This is a genomic window from Bacillus cereus group sp. MG9 (assembly GCF_040459995.1).
In the GTDB taxonomy this organism is placed as follows: Bacteria; Bacillota; Bacilli; order Bacillales; family Bacillaceae_G; genus Bacillus_A; species Bacillus_A mycoides.
The window spans coordinates 4604728-4621919 of sequence record NZ_JARVHC010000001.1; the positions used below are offsets into that span (position 1 = coordinate 4604728).

A 17192-nucleotide genomic window follows, 5' to 3' on the forward strand; every position below is an offset into this window, starting at 1 on the left:
AATTTTGAACCCTCTTCTTTTGACAATTTTTTTATATTTATGTCGAATTGATGTATGAATGTATAGCGACGATGTTTTTAACATAACGATTCATCGGCAAATAACGACGAAAACGACAAAAAGAAAGAGCGGGAGAACCCGCTCTTTCTAAGCCATCGTATATGGGATTATTTTTGGTAACCGCCTAATTGTTGCTCAGCTAGTGAAACTAGACGTTTAGTAATTTCGCCACCAACAGATCCGTTAGCGCGAGATGTTGCATCAGCTCCAAGTTGAACACCAAACTCTTGAGCGATTTCGTATTTCATTTGATCTAATGCTGCTTGAGCACCAGATACTGCTAATTTATTTGTGCTTGCCATGTTGTATCACCTCCTTGTGAGTATAGAGTGTGATAAACAACATGACTTCATGCACATTTGAATGTGGTAATTTATGGGTTTAGAAAAGTTCTTCGAATTTTTCTTCTTCAGCCACTACTTCTACTGTTTGTAATACCATTGTTTCTTTGTTCGCTACAGCCTCTTCAATTAACGGCGCGAAATCGTACTTCGATTCAAAACGATTTGCTTTCTCACGCTTCGGTTTCGTCGATGGACTTGCTGGTGTAAATACTGTACAGCAGTCTTCATATGGACGAATTGAAATATCATACGTTCCAATTTCTTTTGCAATTTTAATAATTTCTAATTTATCCATCGTAATAAGCGGACGAATAACAGGATAGTTTGTCACTTCGTTAATCGTATGCATACTATCTAACGTTTGGCTCGCTACTTGTCCAAGACTTTCACCAGTCGTAATTGCAAGTGCATTACGCTCCTCTGCAATACGCTCTGTAATACGCATCATCATACGACGCATAACTGTCATAGAATAGCTAGATGGAATTTCTTTATTAATCGTTTTTTGCACTTCAGTAAATGGAACAAGGTGAAGTGTTACACGTTTACAGTATTTCGTTAACTCTTGTGCTAAATCGATTACTTTTTGTTTCGCGCGCTCGCTTGTGAAAGGTGGACTATGGAAGTGAACTGCTTCCACAGATACGCCGCGTTTCATCGTTAAGTAAGTTGCTACCGGGCTATCGATACCACCAGAAAGAAGTACCATTACTTTTCCGCCAACGCCAACTGGTAAACCGCCAGCTCCCATGTGCTCACCACACATAATATAGCTGTAACCACTGCGAATTTCTATACGTACATTCACATCTGGATTATGAACATCTACTGTGATATCCTCTGTATTTTCTAAAATGTGCCCACCGATTTCTGGAAGTAACTCCATCGTCTTCATTGGGAAGCGCTTATCAGAGCGGTGCACTGTAATTTTAAATGTTTTCACATCACCTTTTACTTGTAAGAAAGCTGCTAATGCACCTTTTTTAATATCTTCTAATTCTGATGGTACTTTCATTGCTAAGTTAAACTTATGAATACCAAATACATCTTTCAATCTTTCAGAAATTGCTTCATGGTCTTCACCATTTAACTGAATGTACATACGATCATGTGTTGCATCAATTTTAATGTTTGGGAATTTTTTTAATTTGAATTTCACATTATCTTTTAACGTACTTACAAACTTAGAACGGTTCTTTCCTTTTGTCGTCATCTCTCCATAACGAACTAAAATATATTCATATGTCATCATATTTCTTTACCTCATCACTTCATATAATTTTGGCATCGTCTCTTTAACAATACCTTCAAATTGTTTTACTTCTTCCATCGTGTTGTCTGGTGCTAGACTAATGCGAATCGCACTTGTAGCTGCGGCGTGCGGTACTCCCATTGCCACTAGTACTCTGCTCACTTCATTTGCTTTTGAAGAACAAGCAGACTTCGTCGATACATATACACCATGCTCTTCTAAAGCATGAACGACTACTTCTGGTTTTAAACCGACAAATGATACATTTAAAATGTGCGGTGCCGCATATTCAAGTGATGTATTAATCGTTACAGTTTCCATCTCTTTAAAGAAACGGACCAGCTCTGTTTGTAAATTTTGCAAATGAACTATCTTTTCTTTCACTTGTTCCATCGTCATACGAAGTGCTTTCACCATCGCTACAATACCAGGTAAATTTTCTGTACCTGAACGATACTTGAGCTCTTGTTGACCACCTGATAAGATTGGATCTAATCTTACACCATCACGTACGTAAAGAAGACCTGTCCCCTTTACGCTATGAAATTTATGTCCAGATATTGAACAAAGGTCAATATGAGAAGCATATAAATCAAGTGGTACTTTTCCTATCCCTTGTACATGGTCCACGTGGAATCTTATTTTCGGATAGTTCGTTAATAATGTTCCAATTTCAGCAACGGGCTGAATCGCTCCAGTCTCGTTGTTCACGTGAATAATTGACACAAGAATCGTATCTTCACGAAGTGCTCGTTTTAGATCTTCTACCGATACAACACCGTGCTCGTTAACCGGTAAATACGTTACATCAAAACCGAGATCTTCTAATTGTTTATATGCTTCAAACACAGACGCGTGTTCAATATTTGTTGTAATGATATGTTTGCCGCGCGAACGATTCCTCATCGCTATCCCTTTAATCGCAAGGTTATTCCCTTCCGTTCCACCTGATGTGAAAATAATTTCAGAAGGTTTAACGTGAAGGAGCTGTGCCGCAATCGTTCTCGATTGTGTTAATAGACGCTCTGCCTCTCCTCCAAGCGAGTGAATAGAAGAAGGATTACCAAAATATTTCCCTGCAACCGTTACGTACGATTGCAGCGCTTCTGGATATGGCTTCGTCGTCGCACTATTATCAAAATAGATCATCGTTCTTCCCCTTTCAGCGCTATCACATCATATAATCATATCACAAATACGTGTAATTACGCTAAGACTACTCAAAGGTTCCGTTTTTATATAAAAGTGTACATTTCCCCCGGCCATTTGCAGGCATACTGAGTGGTGAAGATTAATAATCAGTGGTGGATGAAACCCCATTACTTATGGTTTCACTTTATTTTGAAACGAACAACCTTACTGTATTCCGCTATTCATTATAGCAACATCGACTTCAAAATTACACAAAAAAACAAACCCTTTATTAAAGGGTTTGCTCATTGTCTACATATTCAGCTATTTTTTGAACAACACCAGGTTCAAGTTGCTCTAATATAGAAGCCGCTTGTTCTAAAGCTGCATCGTATTGATATTCACGGAATAATTTCTCCGCATAATTTAAGCTTTCTGCAAGATTCTCATCATGACTGCGGTATCGGTTACCGTATTGAATTAGTTTTTCAACTAAATAAGCTTGTCCAATTAATTCTTCTGTCATTTCAGATACACCATTCACAACTGTGTATGCTTCTTCTAAACTGCTATTTACAGTATTCATATTTAACGGCTTTACTTCTAATTGCTCATATACAGCTTGCATCGCCATTTGCCCTTTTTGTAAATCTTCCATAATATTCTCTGGAAGACCTGGTAAATTCGACTTCTGCATAAAACGTTTCGTCTCAAAAATTGTATTTCGCATTTCTTGTAACTTCTCACGTGCTTCAAATTCTTCTTTGCGCATCGTTTGCAGCATTTCTTTATATTCTGCATGAAGTACTTTTAAAGTTTCACATTGCTCATAAACCTCTTCTAGTTCCTCACGAATGATAGAGAATGCAATATCTTGTTCAGCAACGCGTATTTGTAACACTTCAAAACGTTTCATTAAAATATGCATTTGCTTTTCAATTACTTTTTGTGACTCAATATCTTTGTCTTGTAATTGATAACTTTGTTTCACAAGTTGTGTTTCTATTTTCGTTTCAATTGTTTCTGTACGAATTTCTTCTAAATCTTCATAAACAGACAGTGTTTTTTGCTCCACATAATGTTTCGCATGCACTTCTTGTTCAAGTTGATCATAAAAACTGTCTAAACGAGTCTTTAAGTTCTCTACTTTTTCTGCTGCTTCTGTTATATGAAGTTCCTGTATATCCATTAAACATGTGTGTAGTTGTGTCGTCATATCGCGGACTTCTTTAGGGATTTCCAAATACTCTAATACATAGCCTTGTCTTATCATATCATCATGGCCTTGTAATAAATCTTCCAGCTGAACTGGTAATGTCGCTTGACACTCTACCAATAAATCCGGAATTTGATGAATAACGATTTCTAAACTTGCTAAACCTTCTTCTAAACTAATAACAATTTCTCTCGCTTTTAAATAATCACCATTATCTGTTGCCTCTTCAAAAGTTTTGAACTTCTCGGATTCAACATCTAACATCTCTTCAATTTTTTGCTCAGCTGCTCCATACATGTGTCGATGAGCAAGAACGCTCTTTTTCATACTACGATATGTATCACGTAACCCTTCAATTTCCGAGCTATTTTTCTCATGGCTTTCTAACAGTTGCTGTAATTCATTTAAAATGTCTGTAATACGATTATCAGCGTCATCTAAACCACCTATGGATTCTTTCATCGCATGCTTTGCTTTGCGGAAGGAGAATTGCGAGGCGAATTTTCGCGCTTGCGCTAAATCTTTTTCAGCTTTCGGAAGAGTTGTTGATACAATTTCATCCCACTCTTCACGCCATTTACCAAACAGCTCTTCTGTTTGACCTGTCATATTTAAATCTTTTACCCGCTTTAGTTCATCTGCCACAGGTTTATCTTTTATCTCTTGTTTCCACTGCTCCAGTGCTTCAATATCTTTATATGAACGATTTCTTATCACAAGCTCTATCATGAGCAGCACTAGAATAGAGCTTACTACAATGATAACGATCGTCAGGATAGAATCCATGCAAAAAAGCCTCCTAGTTATATCTCTTTTTTTGTCCGTTCCGTTTATGAAATGGAAGGCATTATGTATAAAAAGGGAATTCCCCTATATTTAACAACTAACAATGTTCTAATCATACCATGTAATGACGTGTTTTTGACCTAGTTTTTTTTAAAATTTCATGTTTCTTTACATATGATTGTAATATTTCTTAATATTCCACTTATTACATTATCCGTCCTCAAATGAATGCAATAAAGGTAAGGCTTTTACGGGCAGTTAATGCAGGATAACGAGCTCTCTTTCATATGAGAGACGAAATAAATCTTTCGCATTAGTGGTGGTTCTACAGAAATCGCACGTACGTTACCTTGCATTACAGCTTACTGTAAAGCGGTTTCCGGAAGCAATGTTATACCAAGTCCAGCTCCTACCATCGCAATCATCGGTTCTGCATAAGATGTTTCAACCGCAATTATTGGTTTCGCGCCCATACATTGAAACACATTCATAATCATTTTCCTTACATCACATATTTCTAGGTATACAATTAGCTGTTCATTAACAATTATTGCGCTAGTATGCAACAATTTATGGCAAAGAAAACAACATATAAAAATCCCCACCTCAGTTCGTTAGGTGGGGATTTTTTACATATGAACAGCTCTTGGTAGTTCATAATACATACTCGCTTTATATAATGTTCGTTCCATCCATTGCTCAATTTCCTTCGTATACATTTCTAAGAAAAACGTCTCAGACGGAAATGAGTGTAGCACCTCTGATATATATTGTGGATATAAAAACGGCATATTTATCATGCCTTTTAATTGCGTCATAAACATTGTAAAAGATATCTTTTTAAATTCTTGCTTCATTTGTCCTTGTTTAATGATTTGCTCTATATAATATCTTTCTCTAGAAAAATAAACGGTCATCACTTCACGAATTAATGTCGTATCAAGCGAAAGCTCTCTATAAAAAAAACGTGTCAGTTCTCTATTATCAAATTGATATCGTAAAATCCCGCGCACCATTTGCACCATCACATCTTTAGCCGATAAATATTCTCTCTGTTCAAATGACGTTTCAATTACGTGAATATATCCTTCTAAAAAATCAGTAATAAGCTGTTCTAATAACCCTTGCTTTCCAGCAAAATAATATGAAATATTCGCTACATTCACATCCGCTCGCTTTGCAATTTCTCGCACCGACGTTCCATCATAACCTTTCGTATTAAACAATGATATTGCCGCATCAATTACTTTTTGTTTCGTCTGTTTCATGCGCTCACTTCCTCTCACTGAACAGCTATAGTTTAAATTTCTTGACTTTTAAGACAAATTCCTTTAATTTTCTATCGACAAAGTCATGTGAAATACATCGTATTTTGCTATCGTTTTACATATCTCGCTAAAAAGGGAGTTGTTTCCATGTTTACAAAAGAAAGTTATGCAGGATCTCGTGAAGAGCAATATGAGACAGTAATTAAACAACTGGATGCATTATTAACTGGCGAACCGAACGTAGTCGCAAACTTATCAAATGCGTCCGCACTATTAAATCAATTTTTAGATCGCGTTAATTGGGTTGGCTTTTATGTAACAGAAGGAAATCAACTTGTTCTTGGACCATTCCAAGGGATGCCAGCTTGCGTGCGTATTCCGTTCGGACGTGGTGTTTGCGGCGTTGCAGCTGAAACAAAAACAACGCAACTTGTAGCAGATGTTCACCAATTCCCAGGACATATCGCTTGCGATAGTGCCTCTAATTCTGAAATCGTTGTACCGATTATGAAAGAAGGGAATATCATTGGTGTGCTTGATATTGATAGTCCTGAAAAAAATCGTTTCGATGAAGTAGATCAGCACTATTTAGAAAAGTTTGTGGAAACACTCCTAAAACATATTTAAAAAAAGAAAAGAGCGAGTTATCGATTACGTACGTAACGTACGAAACCGATAGCTCACTCTTTTTTATTGATTACTCACAGTAGATATCTTCTTTAGCGCCTGTTCTAAATCAGAAACGATATCTTCCCATGATTCTAAGCCGACAGATAGGCGTATTAAATTATCGAAAATACCCATTTCTATTCTTAGTTCAGCTGGAATAGCTGCATGCGTCATCGTCGCTGGATGCTGAATTAACGTTTCTGTATCACCTAAACTTACGGCAATTGTAATAAAATGGAGGTCATTGATAAACGACTGTGTTTCCTCTTTCCCGCCTTTAATTGAAAAAGAAATAACGCCCCCGCCTCGTTTCATTTGGCGGGATGCTAATTCTCCCTCCGGATACCAAACACCTTCTACTGCTTCATGATTTTTCAAAAACGATACAATTTTTTCCGCATTATCACAATGACGATCCATTCTTACTGCTAATGTTTTTAATCCGCGTAACAATAACCACGCGTCAAACGGCGCCATAATACCGCCGATATCTTTTCGCATCGGACGAATTTTATCAGCTAACGTTTTCGTTCTACAAATTGTTACACCCGCTACAACATCCCCGTGACCACCAATATATTTTGTCGCACTGTGAACGACGGCGTCACAACCGAGCTCAAGAGGTCTTTGTAAATAAGGGGAACAAAACGTATTATCGACAATAACAAGCAAATCATTGCGCTTCGCTACCCCGATCACCTTTTCTAAATCAATTAATTTCATCGTTGGATTTATCGGTGTTTCAACGAAAATGAGCTTTGTATTTGGACGAATTTTATTTTCAATATCAGTCTCTGTCTCCATATCACAAAACGAATGCGTAATCATAAATTTCTCTTCTAATACTTCTAAAAAACCGTACGTACATCCATATAATCCATTTGAACAAATAATATGATCTCCAGCCTTTAGAAAACCGATTAAAGTTGCTGAAATGGCTGCCATACCTGAACCGAACGCCAGCGCTTCCTCTCCATCTTCTAAAACAGCCATACGTTATTCAAATAATTTCACTGTTGGATTCCCAAGCCTTGAATAAATATAAGATGGATCTTCTCCCGCAAAACTCGCTTCTCCTTGCTGTGCTGTCTCAAACGTAAATGTAGAAGTTTGAAATAAAGGTGGTGTTAAACTCCCTTTATTTTCATTTGATTCATATCCGTGATGAATTAATGCTGTCTCTATATGTTTCTTTTTCATAAAAACATCCCCCTTATGTCTTTATTTCCACATATCCACCAGGAAAAATCTGATGAACGTCTTTACTACATTTTATGTAAGCGTTTCACTTCTGTTTCTATCTCTTCTTTTATATTGTTTTAAATTCCTTCTTGTTAATTTCCAAAATTTATCTGCATAAAACAAAAAGGGAGTCTCTTGACGAAACTGTAAGTAAAAGATATAATAGCGTTTGTGTAAAATAAAAAGGCAGCCTTGTAATGTGAGTTTATCGTTTGTATTTTGTTCCTCTGCGGAGGTGTATCTCGTAACTCCCTGCTGCTGGAGCGAAGGTACATGAAAACAAAATACCCGTAAATATCGATTACGTCTGTTTTTATTTTACGAAAATAAAAACATTTTTAAAGGAGGAGTCAACTATGGCTCGTTATACAGGTCCAGCATGGAAACTGTCTCGTCGTCTTGGAATCTCTCTAAGCGGCACAGGAAAAGAATTAGAAAAACGCCCTTACGCACCAGGTCCTCACGGTCCTAACCAACGTAAGAAACTTTCAGAATACGGTTTACAATTACAAGAGAAACAAAAACTTCGTCACATGTACGGCATGACTGAGCGTCAATTCCGTCGCACATTTGACCAAGCAGGTAAAATGCCTGGTAAGCACGGCGAAAACTTCATGATCCTTCTTGAAGCTCGTCTTGACAACCTAGTTTACCGCATGGGCTTAGCTCGCACTCGTCGTGCAGCTCGCCAATTAGTAAACCACGGTCACATCACGGTTGATGGCGCTCGCGTAGATATCCCATCTTACCGCGTTAAACCTAACCAAACTATCAGCGTTCGCGAAAAATCTAACAGCCTTGTTGTTGTTAAAGAAGCGATCGAAGTTAACAACTTCGTACCAGAATACTTAACTTTCGATGCTGATAAGTTAGAAGCTACTTACACTCGTCACGCTGAGCGTTCTGAGCTAGCAGCTGAAATCAACGAAGCATTAATCGTAGAGTTCTACTCTCGTTAATCTCGGTACTCTGCAAAGAGTATTATTAAAAGCCTTAGGAACCTTGTTTATCAAGGGGCCTGGGCTTTTTTTATTTATATAAATGTCGTATGTATAGTAAGATACTTCAAGGAAGTTTTTTCATGAGTTATGGATAATCGTCCTTACTTCTCTTTTATTCATTCCAACGATTGGATTCTCTTTAATACTAGCTCCGTTTATTGTGCAAAATTTTATAATCCATCTTCATTACATGCTGTTATACTTATTCCTTTAAACATATAATCATTTCATTTTCAGACTACTCCTTTTTTCATTACTTCCAAATTATACCTCAATAGAAAAAGCTACCAAAGAAACTAAAACGTTCTCTCTGGTAGCTTTTATTTATATATTAAAATTATTTATTTTCCTCTTTTTGAACATATACATAAGCATCTTTCTGCTCTTTATGTACATCAACCTTCGAATGCTCTGCAAGCTGACCAGCGTTTAACAAAGAAAAAATAATGAGCGCTTCTAGTGACATTTTGTTTTACCACTCCTTTCTATTTGTTATACATTTATCATACCGCTTACATGTGATTTCCGTATGAACTCGAAAAGGAGATTACAACAAAAAGGTTCCAGGAATACGAATGCACGCTATAATAACCATTAAATAGGAGGTTGTTTCATTTTGACAATAAACCAAATGGTTCAGTTAGGCAGTGCATTTATGCTGTTTATTACTTCAGCACTTATGAGTTGGTATCAAGGGAGTAATTTAATAGATTATCCTGATGAATGGAAATATAGCGCTAAGTTTACGAATTATTTTAAAGGGTACGTTTCACATTATGACGATATTTATCAAATCGATTTCTTTATATATGCGGCAAAATTTTATCCCGGGGCATTTGTCGTTATGCTAATTAGCTTACTTTATATGCTCGTATTAATTCTTCATATTCTATTTAAAAGAAATCATGAGGCAATTTAAATGCATACATAAAAACCCCGAACGATAGACTTTTCAGCCTACCATTCGGGGTACTATTTGTTTTAAATTCTTTTCTGATTAGTAACGAATTAAGAAATATTTCTTCTTACCGCGACGAATGATTGTAAATTTACCTTCAATGCGGTCGTTTTCTGTTACAACGTAGTCTAACGCTTGTGTACGCTCACCGTTTACGTAGATTGCACCGTTCGTTACATCTTCACGTGCTTGACGTTTAGATGGTGAAATTTTGCTTTCTACAAGTAAGTCGATTAATACTGTATCTTCTGCAGTACGTTCTACAGATGGTACGTCTTTGAATCCTTGCTCGATTTCGCTTGCAGTAAGTTCTGCTACAGAGCCACTGAATAATGCAGCTGAAATTTTAATTGCTTGCTCTAACGCTTCTTCGCCGTGAACAAGTTTTGTCATTTCAGATCCTAATGATTTTTGTGCTGCACGTTTTTCTGGTGCTTCAGTTACTTGCTTCTCAAGCTCAAGAATTTCTTCATGAGATAAGAATGTGAAGTATTTTAAGTATTTAACTACATCGCGGTCATCTGTATTGATCCAGAATTGGTAGAACTCGTAAGGAGTTGTTTTCTCTGGGTCTAACCAAATTGCGCCGCCCTCTGTTTTACCAAACTTCGTACCATCAGATTTTGTAACTAGCGGAATTGTTAAACCGAATGCTTTCGCATCTTCTTCTGATTTACGGATTAATTCAAGACCAGCTGTAATGTTACCCCATTGGTCACTACCACCGATTTGAAGACGGCAATTGTGTTGTTGGTATAAGTTTAAGAAGTCGTATGATTGTAAAATCATGTAACTAAACTCAGTAAATGAAATACCAGTTTCTAAACGAGATGCTACTGTATCTTTTGCTAACATATAGTTTAAACCGAAGTTTTTACCGATATCGCGTAAGAATGAAATTACATCTAAGTTACCAAGCCAATCATAGTTGTTAGCCATTGTTGCTGGGTTGTCCACGTTTTCAAACTCTAAGAAGTTTGAAAGTTGGTTTTTAATGCTTTCTGTGTAGTAAGCAACTGTATCTTTCGTATTTAATGTACGCTCTGCTTTTTTACCACTTGGGTCACCGATCATGCCAGTACCACCGCCAACAAGTGCAATTGGTTGGTGACCAGCTAATTGGAAACGACGTAACATTAATACTGGTAACATATGACCGATGTGTAAGCTATCCGCTGTCGGGTCGAAACCACAGTATAATTTAACGCTTTCTTTTTCTAATAATTGCTCAAGTCCCTCAGCATCTGTTTGCTGATTAATTAAACCGCGAAATTCAAGATCTTGTAAAATACCCATATCCTACATACTCTCCTTTAAGTTCATTACTGGCGTGAAGGTTGAAAACATAAAAAAATCGCCCCTTAAATAAGGGACGATTTTGATTATCGCGTTACCACCCTAGTTGCAGGCAAAAAAAGCCTACCACCTTATTTACATAACGGCTTAGCACCGTCTTTTCCCTTTTGAATACACTTCAATCGAAAAAAGATGCTCTAGGGGCGTAATTCGCGATCATCTATGTGCTGATTTCCACCGACCATCAGCTCTCTAAAACAGGGAAATGATCACTACTTCTCCCTTTCCACGCTCAATTATTCATATACTTTTCTTTATACCATCATTTATATAGGCGTGTCAAATAGAGGTATGAGTTCTTTCCCTACCAATCCTTTATAAAGTCGCAAGGAATATCGTAATAAGAGAAATAACTGGAACACCAACTAATAACGACACATGAAACACAACCGATAAATCATTCCCAATCGTCGCTTCCACAGGATCTTTCGCTGGAGAAGCAAGAAATCCAAGAAATCGCTCGAAGCGGCTTACCGTTTTTGGAAAATCCGGTATTTCTACATGATCGCTATCTAAATGCTGCTTTAATTTATATTCATTCTTAAAAGGATTTTCGCTCAATTTCATCCACCTCCAGCAATTGTTTCAATTTCTTTATCCCGTTATGAAGTCTCGACTTCACTGTTCCAACAGGAATATCCAGTACCTCTGCAATTTCTTTTTGCTGCATATCATGATAATAAGAGAGAATCAGGACCGCTCGCTGTTCTTCAGGAACTTTCAAAATTGCTTCTCTTACCGTAAGCCGGTCTTCATGGGAAAACTCTACCTCTTGCACTGGTACTAAAAACGGTAAGAGCGAACGCCACTTTTTTCTTCTATTTAATTTATTAATCATAAGACGATAACCGATTTGAAATAAATACGTTTTAATTTTTCCTTTTCGGGTTTCATACATATGTTTCTTACGCTCTAGAGTCAAAAACGTATCTTGAACGAGATCTATACTCAGTTGTTCATCACGATTAAATCGATACAAAAATGTATATAGCGCTGGTTTGATTAAAACATATAGTTTTTCTCCAGCTTGCTTATCTCCATTTTGGTACGCAAGCATGAGCTCCTCCTCAATCCCAATCTGCGCCATTTTTTCTGATCTCCTTTATTCCTTTTAACGTTAATGAAATACGGGAAATTAAATATGCACTTGCGACAATGACCCATGCTTGTGACTGATTCGTAAAAAATTGAACATATGGGTTTTGAATCGTATGGCCGGTTGAAACTAAAATATTTAACGCCAGCACACATATACATGCATACACTGCAAGACAGACCGAAATTGTATCAAATACATTCCAACGAAAATATATTTTTGTTTTTGTAAAATCAATTTTATTTCCATTTTTTCGTACAATATACTTCTTATCAAACGGAATAAGGATTGAAAAGATAACAATCATTATAATCCCAACTGTAATCATTGAAATTTTAAATCCAATTGGTATAGGCAATAACATACCACAAGAAAACACAACTATAATTCCAATTAAAGCAAAAGTCAGCATCAATTTATTAGACATAAAAAAGCCTCCCTCATCTATTCTTTCATAAATGTATACAGACGAGGAAGGCGCTTCGTTCAAATATTATTTTATTTTTTTTATGATTCTCGCAGGATTCCCGCCAACTACTACATTACCTGGCACATCTTTCGTTACAACAGCGCCAGATGCGATGACAGCATTATCTCCAATTATTACGCCCGGATTAATAATCGCTCTTCCGCCAATCCATACGTTATCGCCAATTGTAACTGGTTTTCCGTACTCTGATCCGCTTATGCGCTCTACCGGATCAAGCGGATGCGTTGCTGTATAAATGTGAACACCTGGAGCTAACATACAGTTCACTCCGATTGTAACTGGGCATACGTCTAAAATCGTACAGTCAAAGTTTGCGTAAAAGTTTTCACCAACGTGAATGTTATAACCGTAATCACATCTAAAAGAAGATTCAAGATGAATGTTATCTCCAGTCGTTCCGAATAATTCTTTTACGATTGCACTACGTTCTTCTAGTTTTACTTCTGGTGTTTCATTTAATTTTCTCGTTAATATACGAGCTTGCTCCCTGTCCTTTACTAAAACGGGATCAGCCGGTATGTACATTTCCCGATACGATAAACTTAACTAAATCTATACAATTCAATCAAATTTACACAAGTTAGTGCTTCATCGTGTTCTCGCAACCCCGAAGGGACGAGGGGTATAACACTCCACACGAGGCAGTATCGTTACCTCCTATTATCAAGCATTTATTTTACCCATCTTGATAAATTTATCGCAGCATTTACATCCCTATCGTGATGGCTATTGCATGGAACACAACGCCACTCACGTATTTTTAAACTCCACTGTCCTTCTGGTTGAACTGAATGGTCGTATTTAACGCCGCAACATGAGCAAATCTTGCTTGAGGCGAACCATTTATCAGCTTTTACATACTCAATGCCGTACTTCTCGCACTTGTATGATAAACATTGAAAGAAGAAGTTTAATTTTTGAAATGAAAATGCTTTCGATAGTTTTTTGTTTTTTAACAGGTTTGAGATAGATAAGTCTTCCACAACAATCCTCATTGGTTTGGTTTTCACCAATTTAGCTGTTGCTTGATGGATATGGTTATTTCGGATATTCGTAATTTTCCTAGATAACCGCAGGTGCTCAGTTTTAGCTTTTTCATATCCGGCAGATTGCATTTTTACACCTTTTTTAAATCTCCTAGACATATCTCTTTGCGCTGACTTTTTCCTTTTCAAAAGTTTTTTAACCTTAGCATCTTTGTTTATATTTCGTTCTTTCGTACCATTAGAAGCTACAAACAGCTCTTTTAAACCAACATCCACACCAATCGACTCATCGGTTAATTCTTGTACTTCAAAGGATTCTTCAAACCCTACACTAATCCACCAGTGACGACCATCAAAGGTAACTCTTGGATTGGATGTTTTTTTGTTTCTTGGTAGTTGTTGGCTTGTTTTCACTTCTCCAATAGACTGAATATGAACTACTTTCTTTCCTATAATCAGTCTTTCATAATTGGCATAAAATCCTTGGATTAAATCTTTTTTAGATTTATAAGAAGTGTGATAACCACTTTTGTACTTTTTGAACGAATGTTTCCTCGCCGTATCAAAATCTTTTGAAGCCTGTTTGGGAACTTGTGCGTTGATGTCATTTAACCACTCATATCGCTTTCGCTTCTTGATCTTTGTAAATCGTTTCTGTAAAGCTAACTGTGAAACAGATTTTCCAAATAGCTTATAGTATCTATCACTCATTCTTTTACAATAGTTATAAGCAAATCTTGCAGCACCAGCATGGTTTCTAAGCACTTTTTCTTGTTCAGGCGTTGGAATCAGTCTAACTTTCTTCGCCAATATCATCAGAATTTAACTCCTTTACTGTGCGATTATTCGGCACTCACCTTTCAGATAATGAAAGATTTGTTCTTCTGAATAGTAGCGTGTTCCACCAGCATTCTCCTCAGACTACTAGGATACAAACCTGTTAATTCCGATACTTGACTAACTCGTAAAAATTTCATTATTATTCTCACCTCATTGAATTCACCATAGCACATACGTTCGTCATATTCAATAAAATTTATCTCGTTCAACTAAGGGCGCAATTCCTTAGCCAGTTCTCTTATGAACTTCTCATGTTTTCACATGAGCGCAGACTATATGTTTATCTCTTTAGAGGTAGAGGATTTTTCCATCACCATAGGCCTGTGATGTACTCTCGTCAGTTATACGAGATAGTCGTTGAACGTTCATCTTATCAATTTTGACTTAGACGATTCGATGCGGAAGACCCATTATTCTAGTGTTTAGGATTTAACCGTGCACGATCTGATTGATTTTTTCTGCTTTCGCAACATTCACGCTCACCATTTCTAGCCACGTTGTAGTTCAATCAGCTTTAGGGATTGCCCGCAGTTAACCCTCACTACTAGCCAATCACTTGACTAGCAGGGCTTACTGATATATTTAATTAACTTTCGTTATAATTGGTTAAATAAATCGTAACAGTTAGTTACCCTTGTATCATCTTTTCTTTTTCTGTTTTCATCATACTATCCCCTTTAACTCATATATATAAGTTGAACAACTACATCATAACATAAAAAAAGAAAGGTCTGAACATATTACTTGTTCAGACCCTTCCTCTTTTAATCTTCCATCGTCGATAAGTCACCTGTTGGTAAGTTTAATTCCCACGCTTTTAATACGCGGCGCATAATTTTACCACTTCTCGTTTTCGGTAATTTATCTCTAAATTCAATTTGTCTTGGCGCTGCATGAGCTGCTAAGCCTTTTTTTACAAATTGACGAATCTCTTCTTTTAATTCTTCAGATGGTTCGTATCCCACGCGAAGCGCGATAAATGCTTTAATGATTTCCCCGCGTACTGGATCAGGAATACCAATTACACCAGCTTCTGCTACAGCAGCATGCTCGATTAATTTACTTTCTACTTCAAACGGACCAACACGCTCACCTGACGTCATAATTACATCGTCAATACGTCCTTGGAACCAGAAGTATCCATCTTCATCCATATAAGCAGAGTCACCTGATACGTACCAATCTCCCGGCATAAAGTAAGAATCATATTTTTGTGGGTTATTCCAAACCGCACGCATCATAGATGGCCAACCTTTACCAATCGCTAAGTTCCCCATTGTGTATGGAGGCACTTCATTTCCTTCATTATCAACAATCGCTGCTTTCACACCCGGAATTGGTTTCCCCATTGAACCTGGACGGATTTCCATACAAGGATAGTTACAAATAACTTGTCCGCCTGTTTCTGTCATCCACCACGTATCATGAATACGAAGTCCAAATGCGCTCATACCCCAGCGAATTACTTCTGGATTTAATGGCTCACCAACACTTAATACGTGACGCACTTGTGATAAATCATATTTTTTAATTGCGTCTTGTCCAGCTCCCATTAACATACGGAACGCTGTCGGTGCACTATACCAAACTGTTACACCGTAATCTTGCAGTGCTTCATACCATGCCTCTGGACTAAATCTCCCGCCTAAAATAACATTTGATGCTCCCACTAACCACGGTGCAAAAATACCGTAAGCTGTTCCAGTTACCCAGCCTGGGTCAGCTGTACACCAATATACATCATCTTCTTTTAAATCTAATACCCATTTCGCTGTTTGATAGTGCTGAACCATTGCGTTTTGAGCATGAAGGACGCCTTTTGGCTTACCAGTAGAACCAGATGTGTAATGTAGAATTAAACCGTCTTCACGGCCTAACCACTCGATATGTAATTCTTTTGAAGCTTGTTCAAATAAAGGATTGAACGCTACAGTTTTACCGCCTTCTTCTGCATTGTCTCCAACAAGGAAAACTGTTTTTAAAGCAGGTAAATCATTTAATGGTATGCGCTCTAACAATTCAGGAGTTGTAATTAACACCTTCGCTTCGCTATCTTCTAAACGATCGCGAACTGCGCCTTCCATAAATGCTTCAAATAATGGTCCAACAATTGCCCCTAATTTCACTGCACCTAAAAGTGCGAAATATAATTCTGGGGAACGCGGCATAAAAATAAAAACGCGATCGCCTTTCTCAACATCACCATAGTTTTTCAGGACATTTCCTGCTTTATTCGAAAAATCCTTCATTTCCTTAAACGTATATTTCTCTTTTCGCGATCCATCTTGATAATAAAGTGCTACTTTATTCTTTCGATCTGATTTCGCATGCTTATCAATTGCCTCATACGCCATATTTACTCGTCCTGTTTCATTCCAAGTAAAATTTTTATTAACCTCTTCCCAGTTAAAATTCGCGTATGCCTCTTCATAATTCGGCAAATTATTTTCTCCTTTAATGACAGGAAGCGTTTCCACTTTCATACTTTACATCCCCC

16 protein-coding genes, 2 pseudogenes and 1 other annotated feature are annotated in these 17192 nt (G+C 37.2%); of the genes and pseudogenes, 3 read left to right on the forward strand and 15 right to left on the reverse strand.

Annotation, left to right across the window (positions count from 1 at the left end; translation table 11 throughout):
• Positions 1-167: 167 nt before the first annotated feature.
• The 6 genes and pseudogenes from QCI77_RS23635 to refZ form a co-directional block, all read right to left on the reverse strand.
• Positions 168-362: an alpha/beta-type small acid-soluble spore protein gene (locus QCI77_RS23635; protein ID WP_000168891.1), complete on the reverse strand. Its 195-nt coding sequence runs from the start codon at positions 360-362 to the stop codon at positions 168-170.
• 79 nt (positions 363-441) lie between these two features.
• Positions 442-1656: a tRNA uracil 4-sulfurtransferase ThiI gene (gene thiI, locus QCI77_RS23640; protein WP_113770011.1), complete on the reverse strand. Its 1215-nt coding sequence runs from the start codon at positions 1654-1656 to the stop codon at positions 442-444.
• Between the two features lie 6 nt (positions 1657-1662).
• Positions 1663-2805 carry a cysteine desulfurase family protein gene (locus tag QCI77_RS23645; RefSeq protein ID WP_002167571.1) on the reverse strand — a complete coding sequence of 381 codons (1143 nt, stop codon included), beginning with the start codon at positions 2803-2805 and terminating at the stop codon, positions 1663-1665.
• Positions 2806-3079: 274 nt separating this feature from the next.
• A complete protein-coding gene (gene ezrA, locus QCI77_RS23650) occupies positions 3080-4789 on the reverse strand; it encodes a septation ring formation regulator EzrA (protein ID WP_113770010.1) in 1710 nt (569 codons plus the stop codon).
• 248 nt (positions 4790-5037) lie between these two features.
• Positions 5038-5331, reverse strand: a pseudogene (locus tag QCI77_RS23655) (LysR family transcriptional regulator substrate-binding protein); the annotation flags it as partial.
• Positions 5332-5418: 87 nt separating this feature from the next.
• Positions 5419-6057, reverse strand: a complete 639-nt coding sequence (gene refZ / locus QCI77_RS23660) for a forespore capture DNA-binding protein RefZ (RefSeq protein ID WP_060750625.1) — start codon at positions 6055-6057, stop codon at positions 5419-5421.
• Positions 6058-6204: 147 nt separating this feature from the next.
• Here refZ and QCI77_RS23665 point away from each other — a divergent pair, with 147 nt between their 5' ends.
• Positions 6205-6684, forward strand: coding sequence for a GAF domain-containing protein (locus tag QCI77_RS23665; RefSeq protein ID WP_002138633.1), 480 nt, complete (start codon positions 6205-6207; stop codon positions 6682-6684).
• 63 nt (positions 6685-6747) lie between these two features.
• On the opposite strand, the pseudogene megL reads toward QCI77_RS23665, so the two are convergent.
• Positions 6748-7926 (reverse strand): annotated as a pseudogene (gene megL, locus QCI77_RS23670) (methionine gamma-lyase).
• 398 nt (positions 7927-8324) lie between these two features.
• Between megL and rpsD the strand changes: the two are divergent.
• Positions 8325-8927 carry a 30S ribosomal protein S4 gene (gene rpsD, locus QCI77_RS23675; protein WP_002015568.1) on the forward strand — a complete coding sequence of 201 codons (603 nt, stop codon included), beginning with the start codon at positions 8325-8327 and terminating at the stop codon, positions 8925-8927.
• 379 nt (positions 8928-9306) lie between these two features.
• On the opposite strand, the gene QCI77_RS23680 is transcribed toward rpsD, so the two are convergent.
• Positions 9307-9435 carry a hypothetical protein gene (locus QCI77_RS23680; RefSeq protein WP_000050938.1) on the reverse strand — a complete coding sequence of 43 codons (129 nt, stop codon included), beginning with the start codon at positions 9433-9435 and terminating at the stop codon, positions 9307-9309.
• A 150-nt stretch (positions 9436-9585) separates the two neighbouring features.
• Between QCI77_RS23680 and QCI77_RS23685 the strand changes: the two genes are divergently transcribed.
• A complete protein-coding gene (locus QCI77_RS23685) occupies positions 9586-9888 on the forward strand; it encodes a YjdJ family protein (protein ID WP_002190894.1) in 303 nt (100 codons plus the stop codon).
• 78 nt (positions 9889-9966) lie between these two features.
• On the opposite strand, the gene tyrS is transcribed toward QCI77_RS23685, so the two are convergent.
• The 7 genes from tyrS to acsA all read right to left on the reverse strand — a co-directional run bounded on the left by tyrS (position 9967) and on the right by acsA (position 17178).
• A complete protein-coding gene (gene tyrS, locus QCI77_RS23690) occupies positions 9967-11223 on the reverse strand; it encodes a tyrosine--tRNA ligase (RefSeq protein WP_044442161.1) in 1257 nt (418 codons plus the stop codon).
• A gap of 69 nt (positions 11224-11292) precedes the next feature.
• Positions 11293-11521, reverse strand: a binding site (T-box leader).
• A 77-nt stretch (positions 11522-11598) separates the two neighbouring features.
• Positions 11599-11844: a hypothetical protein gene (locus QCI77_RS23695; RefSeq protein WP_353825527.1), complete on the reverse strand. Its 246-nt coding sequence runs from the start codon at positions 11842-11844 to the stop codon at positions 11599-11601.
• Positions 11825-12370 (reverse strand): RNA polymerase sigma factor, encoded by a 546-nt coding sequence (locus QCI77_RS23700; RefSeq protein WP_353825528.1) that lies wholly within the window; start codon positions 12368-12370, stop codon positions 11825-11827. Before QCI77_RS23700 ends, QCI77_RS23695 begins: the two co-directional genes overlap by 20 nt.
• Positions 12351-12806 carry a hypothetical protein gene (locus QCI77_RS23705; protein ID WP_193652351.1) on the reverse strand — a complete coding sequence of 152 codons (456 nt, stop codon included), beginning with the start codon at positions 12804-12806 and terminating at the stop codon, positions 12351-12353. The genes QCI77_RS23700 and QCI77_RS23705 overlap by 20 nt, the downstream gene beginning before the upstream one ends.
• A gap of 66 nt (positions 12807-12872) precedes the next feature.
• Entirely contained in the window at positions 12873-13394 is a 522-nt protein-coding gene (locus QCI77_RS23710) for a sugar O-acetyltransferase (RefSeq protein ID WP_193652350.1), read from the reverse strand.
• Between the two features lie 146 nt (positions 13395-13540).
• Complete coding sequence (locus QCI77_RS23715) at positions 13541-14671, reverse strand: RNA-guided endonuclease InsQ/TnpB family protein (RefSeq protein WP_193652349.1); 1131 nt, start codon at positions 14669-14671, stop codon at positions 13541-13543.
• Positions 14672-15459: 788 nt separating this feature from the next.
• Entirely contained in the window at positions 15460-17178 is a 1719-nt protein-coding gene (acsA, locus tag QCI77_RS23720) for an acetate--CoA ligase (RefSeq protein ID WP_003191836.1), read from the reverse strand.
• Between the last annotated feature and the right edge of the window lie 14 nt (positions 17179-17192).

What these genes read in the sequence shown, in the direction of transcription:
- acsA (WP_003191836.1), bottom strand. Translation starts at nt 17,178, where the DNA reads ATGAAAGTGGAAACGCTTCCTGTCATTAAAGGAGAAAATAATTTGCCG.
- tyrS (WP_044442161.1), bottom strand. Translation starts at nt 11,223, where the DNA reads ATGGGTATTTTACAAGATCTTGAATTTCGCGGTTTAATTAATCAGCAA.
- rpsD (WP_002015568.1), top strand. Translation starts at nt 8,325, where the DNA reads ATGGCTCGTTATACAGGTCCAGCATGGAAACTGTCTCGTCGTCTTGGA.
- QCI77_RS23710 (WP_193652350.1), bottom strand. Translation starts at nt 13,394, where the DNA reads ATGTACATACCGGCTGATCCCGTTTTAGTAAAGGACAGGGAGCAAGCT.
- thiI (WP_113770011.1), bottom strand. Translation starts at nt 1,656, where the DNA reads ATGATGACATATGAATATATTTTAGTTCGTTATGGAGAGATGACGACA.
- refZ (WP_060750625.1), bottom strand. Translation starts at nt 6,057, where the DNA reads ATGAAACAGACGAAACAAAAAGTAATTGATGCGGCAATATCATTGTTT.
- ezrA (WP_113770010.1), bottom strand. Translation starts at nt 4,789, where the DNA reads ATGGATTCTATCCTGACGATCGTTATCATTGTAGTAAGCTCTATTCTA.
- QCI77_RS23645 (WP_002167571.1), bottom strand. Translation starts at nt 2,805, where the DNA reads ATGATCTATTTTGATAATAGTGCGACGACGAAGCCATATCCAGAAGCG.
- QCI77_RS23705 (WP_193652351.1), bottom strand. Translation starts at nt 12,806, where the DNA reads ATGTCTAATAAATTGATGCTGACTTTTGCTTTAATTGGAATTATAGTT.
- QCI77_RS23635 (WP_000168891.1), bottom strand. Translation starts at nt 362, where the DNA reads ATGGCAAGCACAAATAAATTAGCAGTATCTGGTGCTCAAGCAGCATTA.
- QCI77_RS23700 (WP_353825528.1), bottom strand. Translation starts at nt 12,370, where the DNA reads ATGGCGCAGATTGGGATTGAGGAGGAGCTCATGCTTGCGTACCAAAAT.
- QCI77_RS23665 (WP_002138633.1), top strand. Translation starts at nt 6,205, where the DNA reads ATGTTTACAAAAGAAAGTTATGCAGGATCTCGTGAAGAGCAATATGAG.
- QCI77_RS23680 (WP_000050938.1), bottom strand. Translation starts at nt 9,435, where the DNA reads ATGTCACTAGAAGCGCTCATTATTTTTTCTTTGTTAAACGCTGGTCAG.
- QCI77_RS23715 (WP_193652349.1), bottom strand. Translation starts at nt 14,671, where the DNA reads ATGATATTGGCGAAGAAAGTTAGACTGATTCCAACGCCTGAACAAGAA.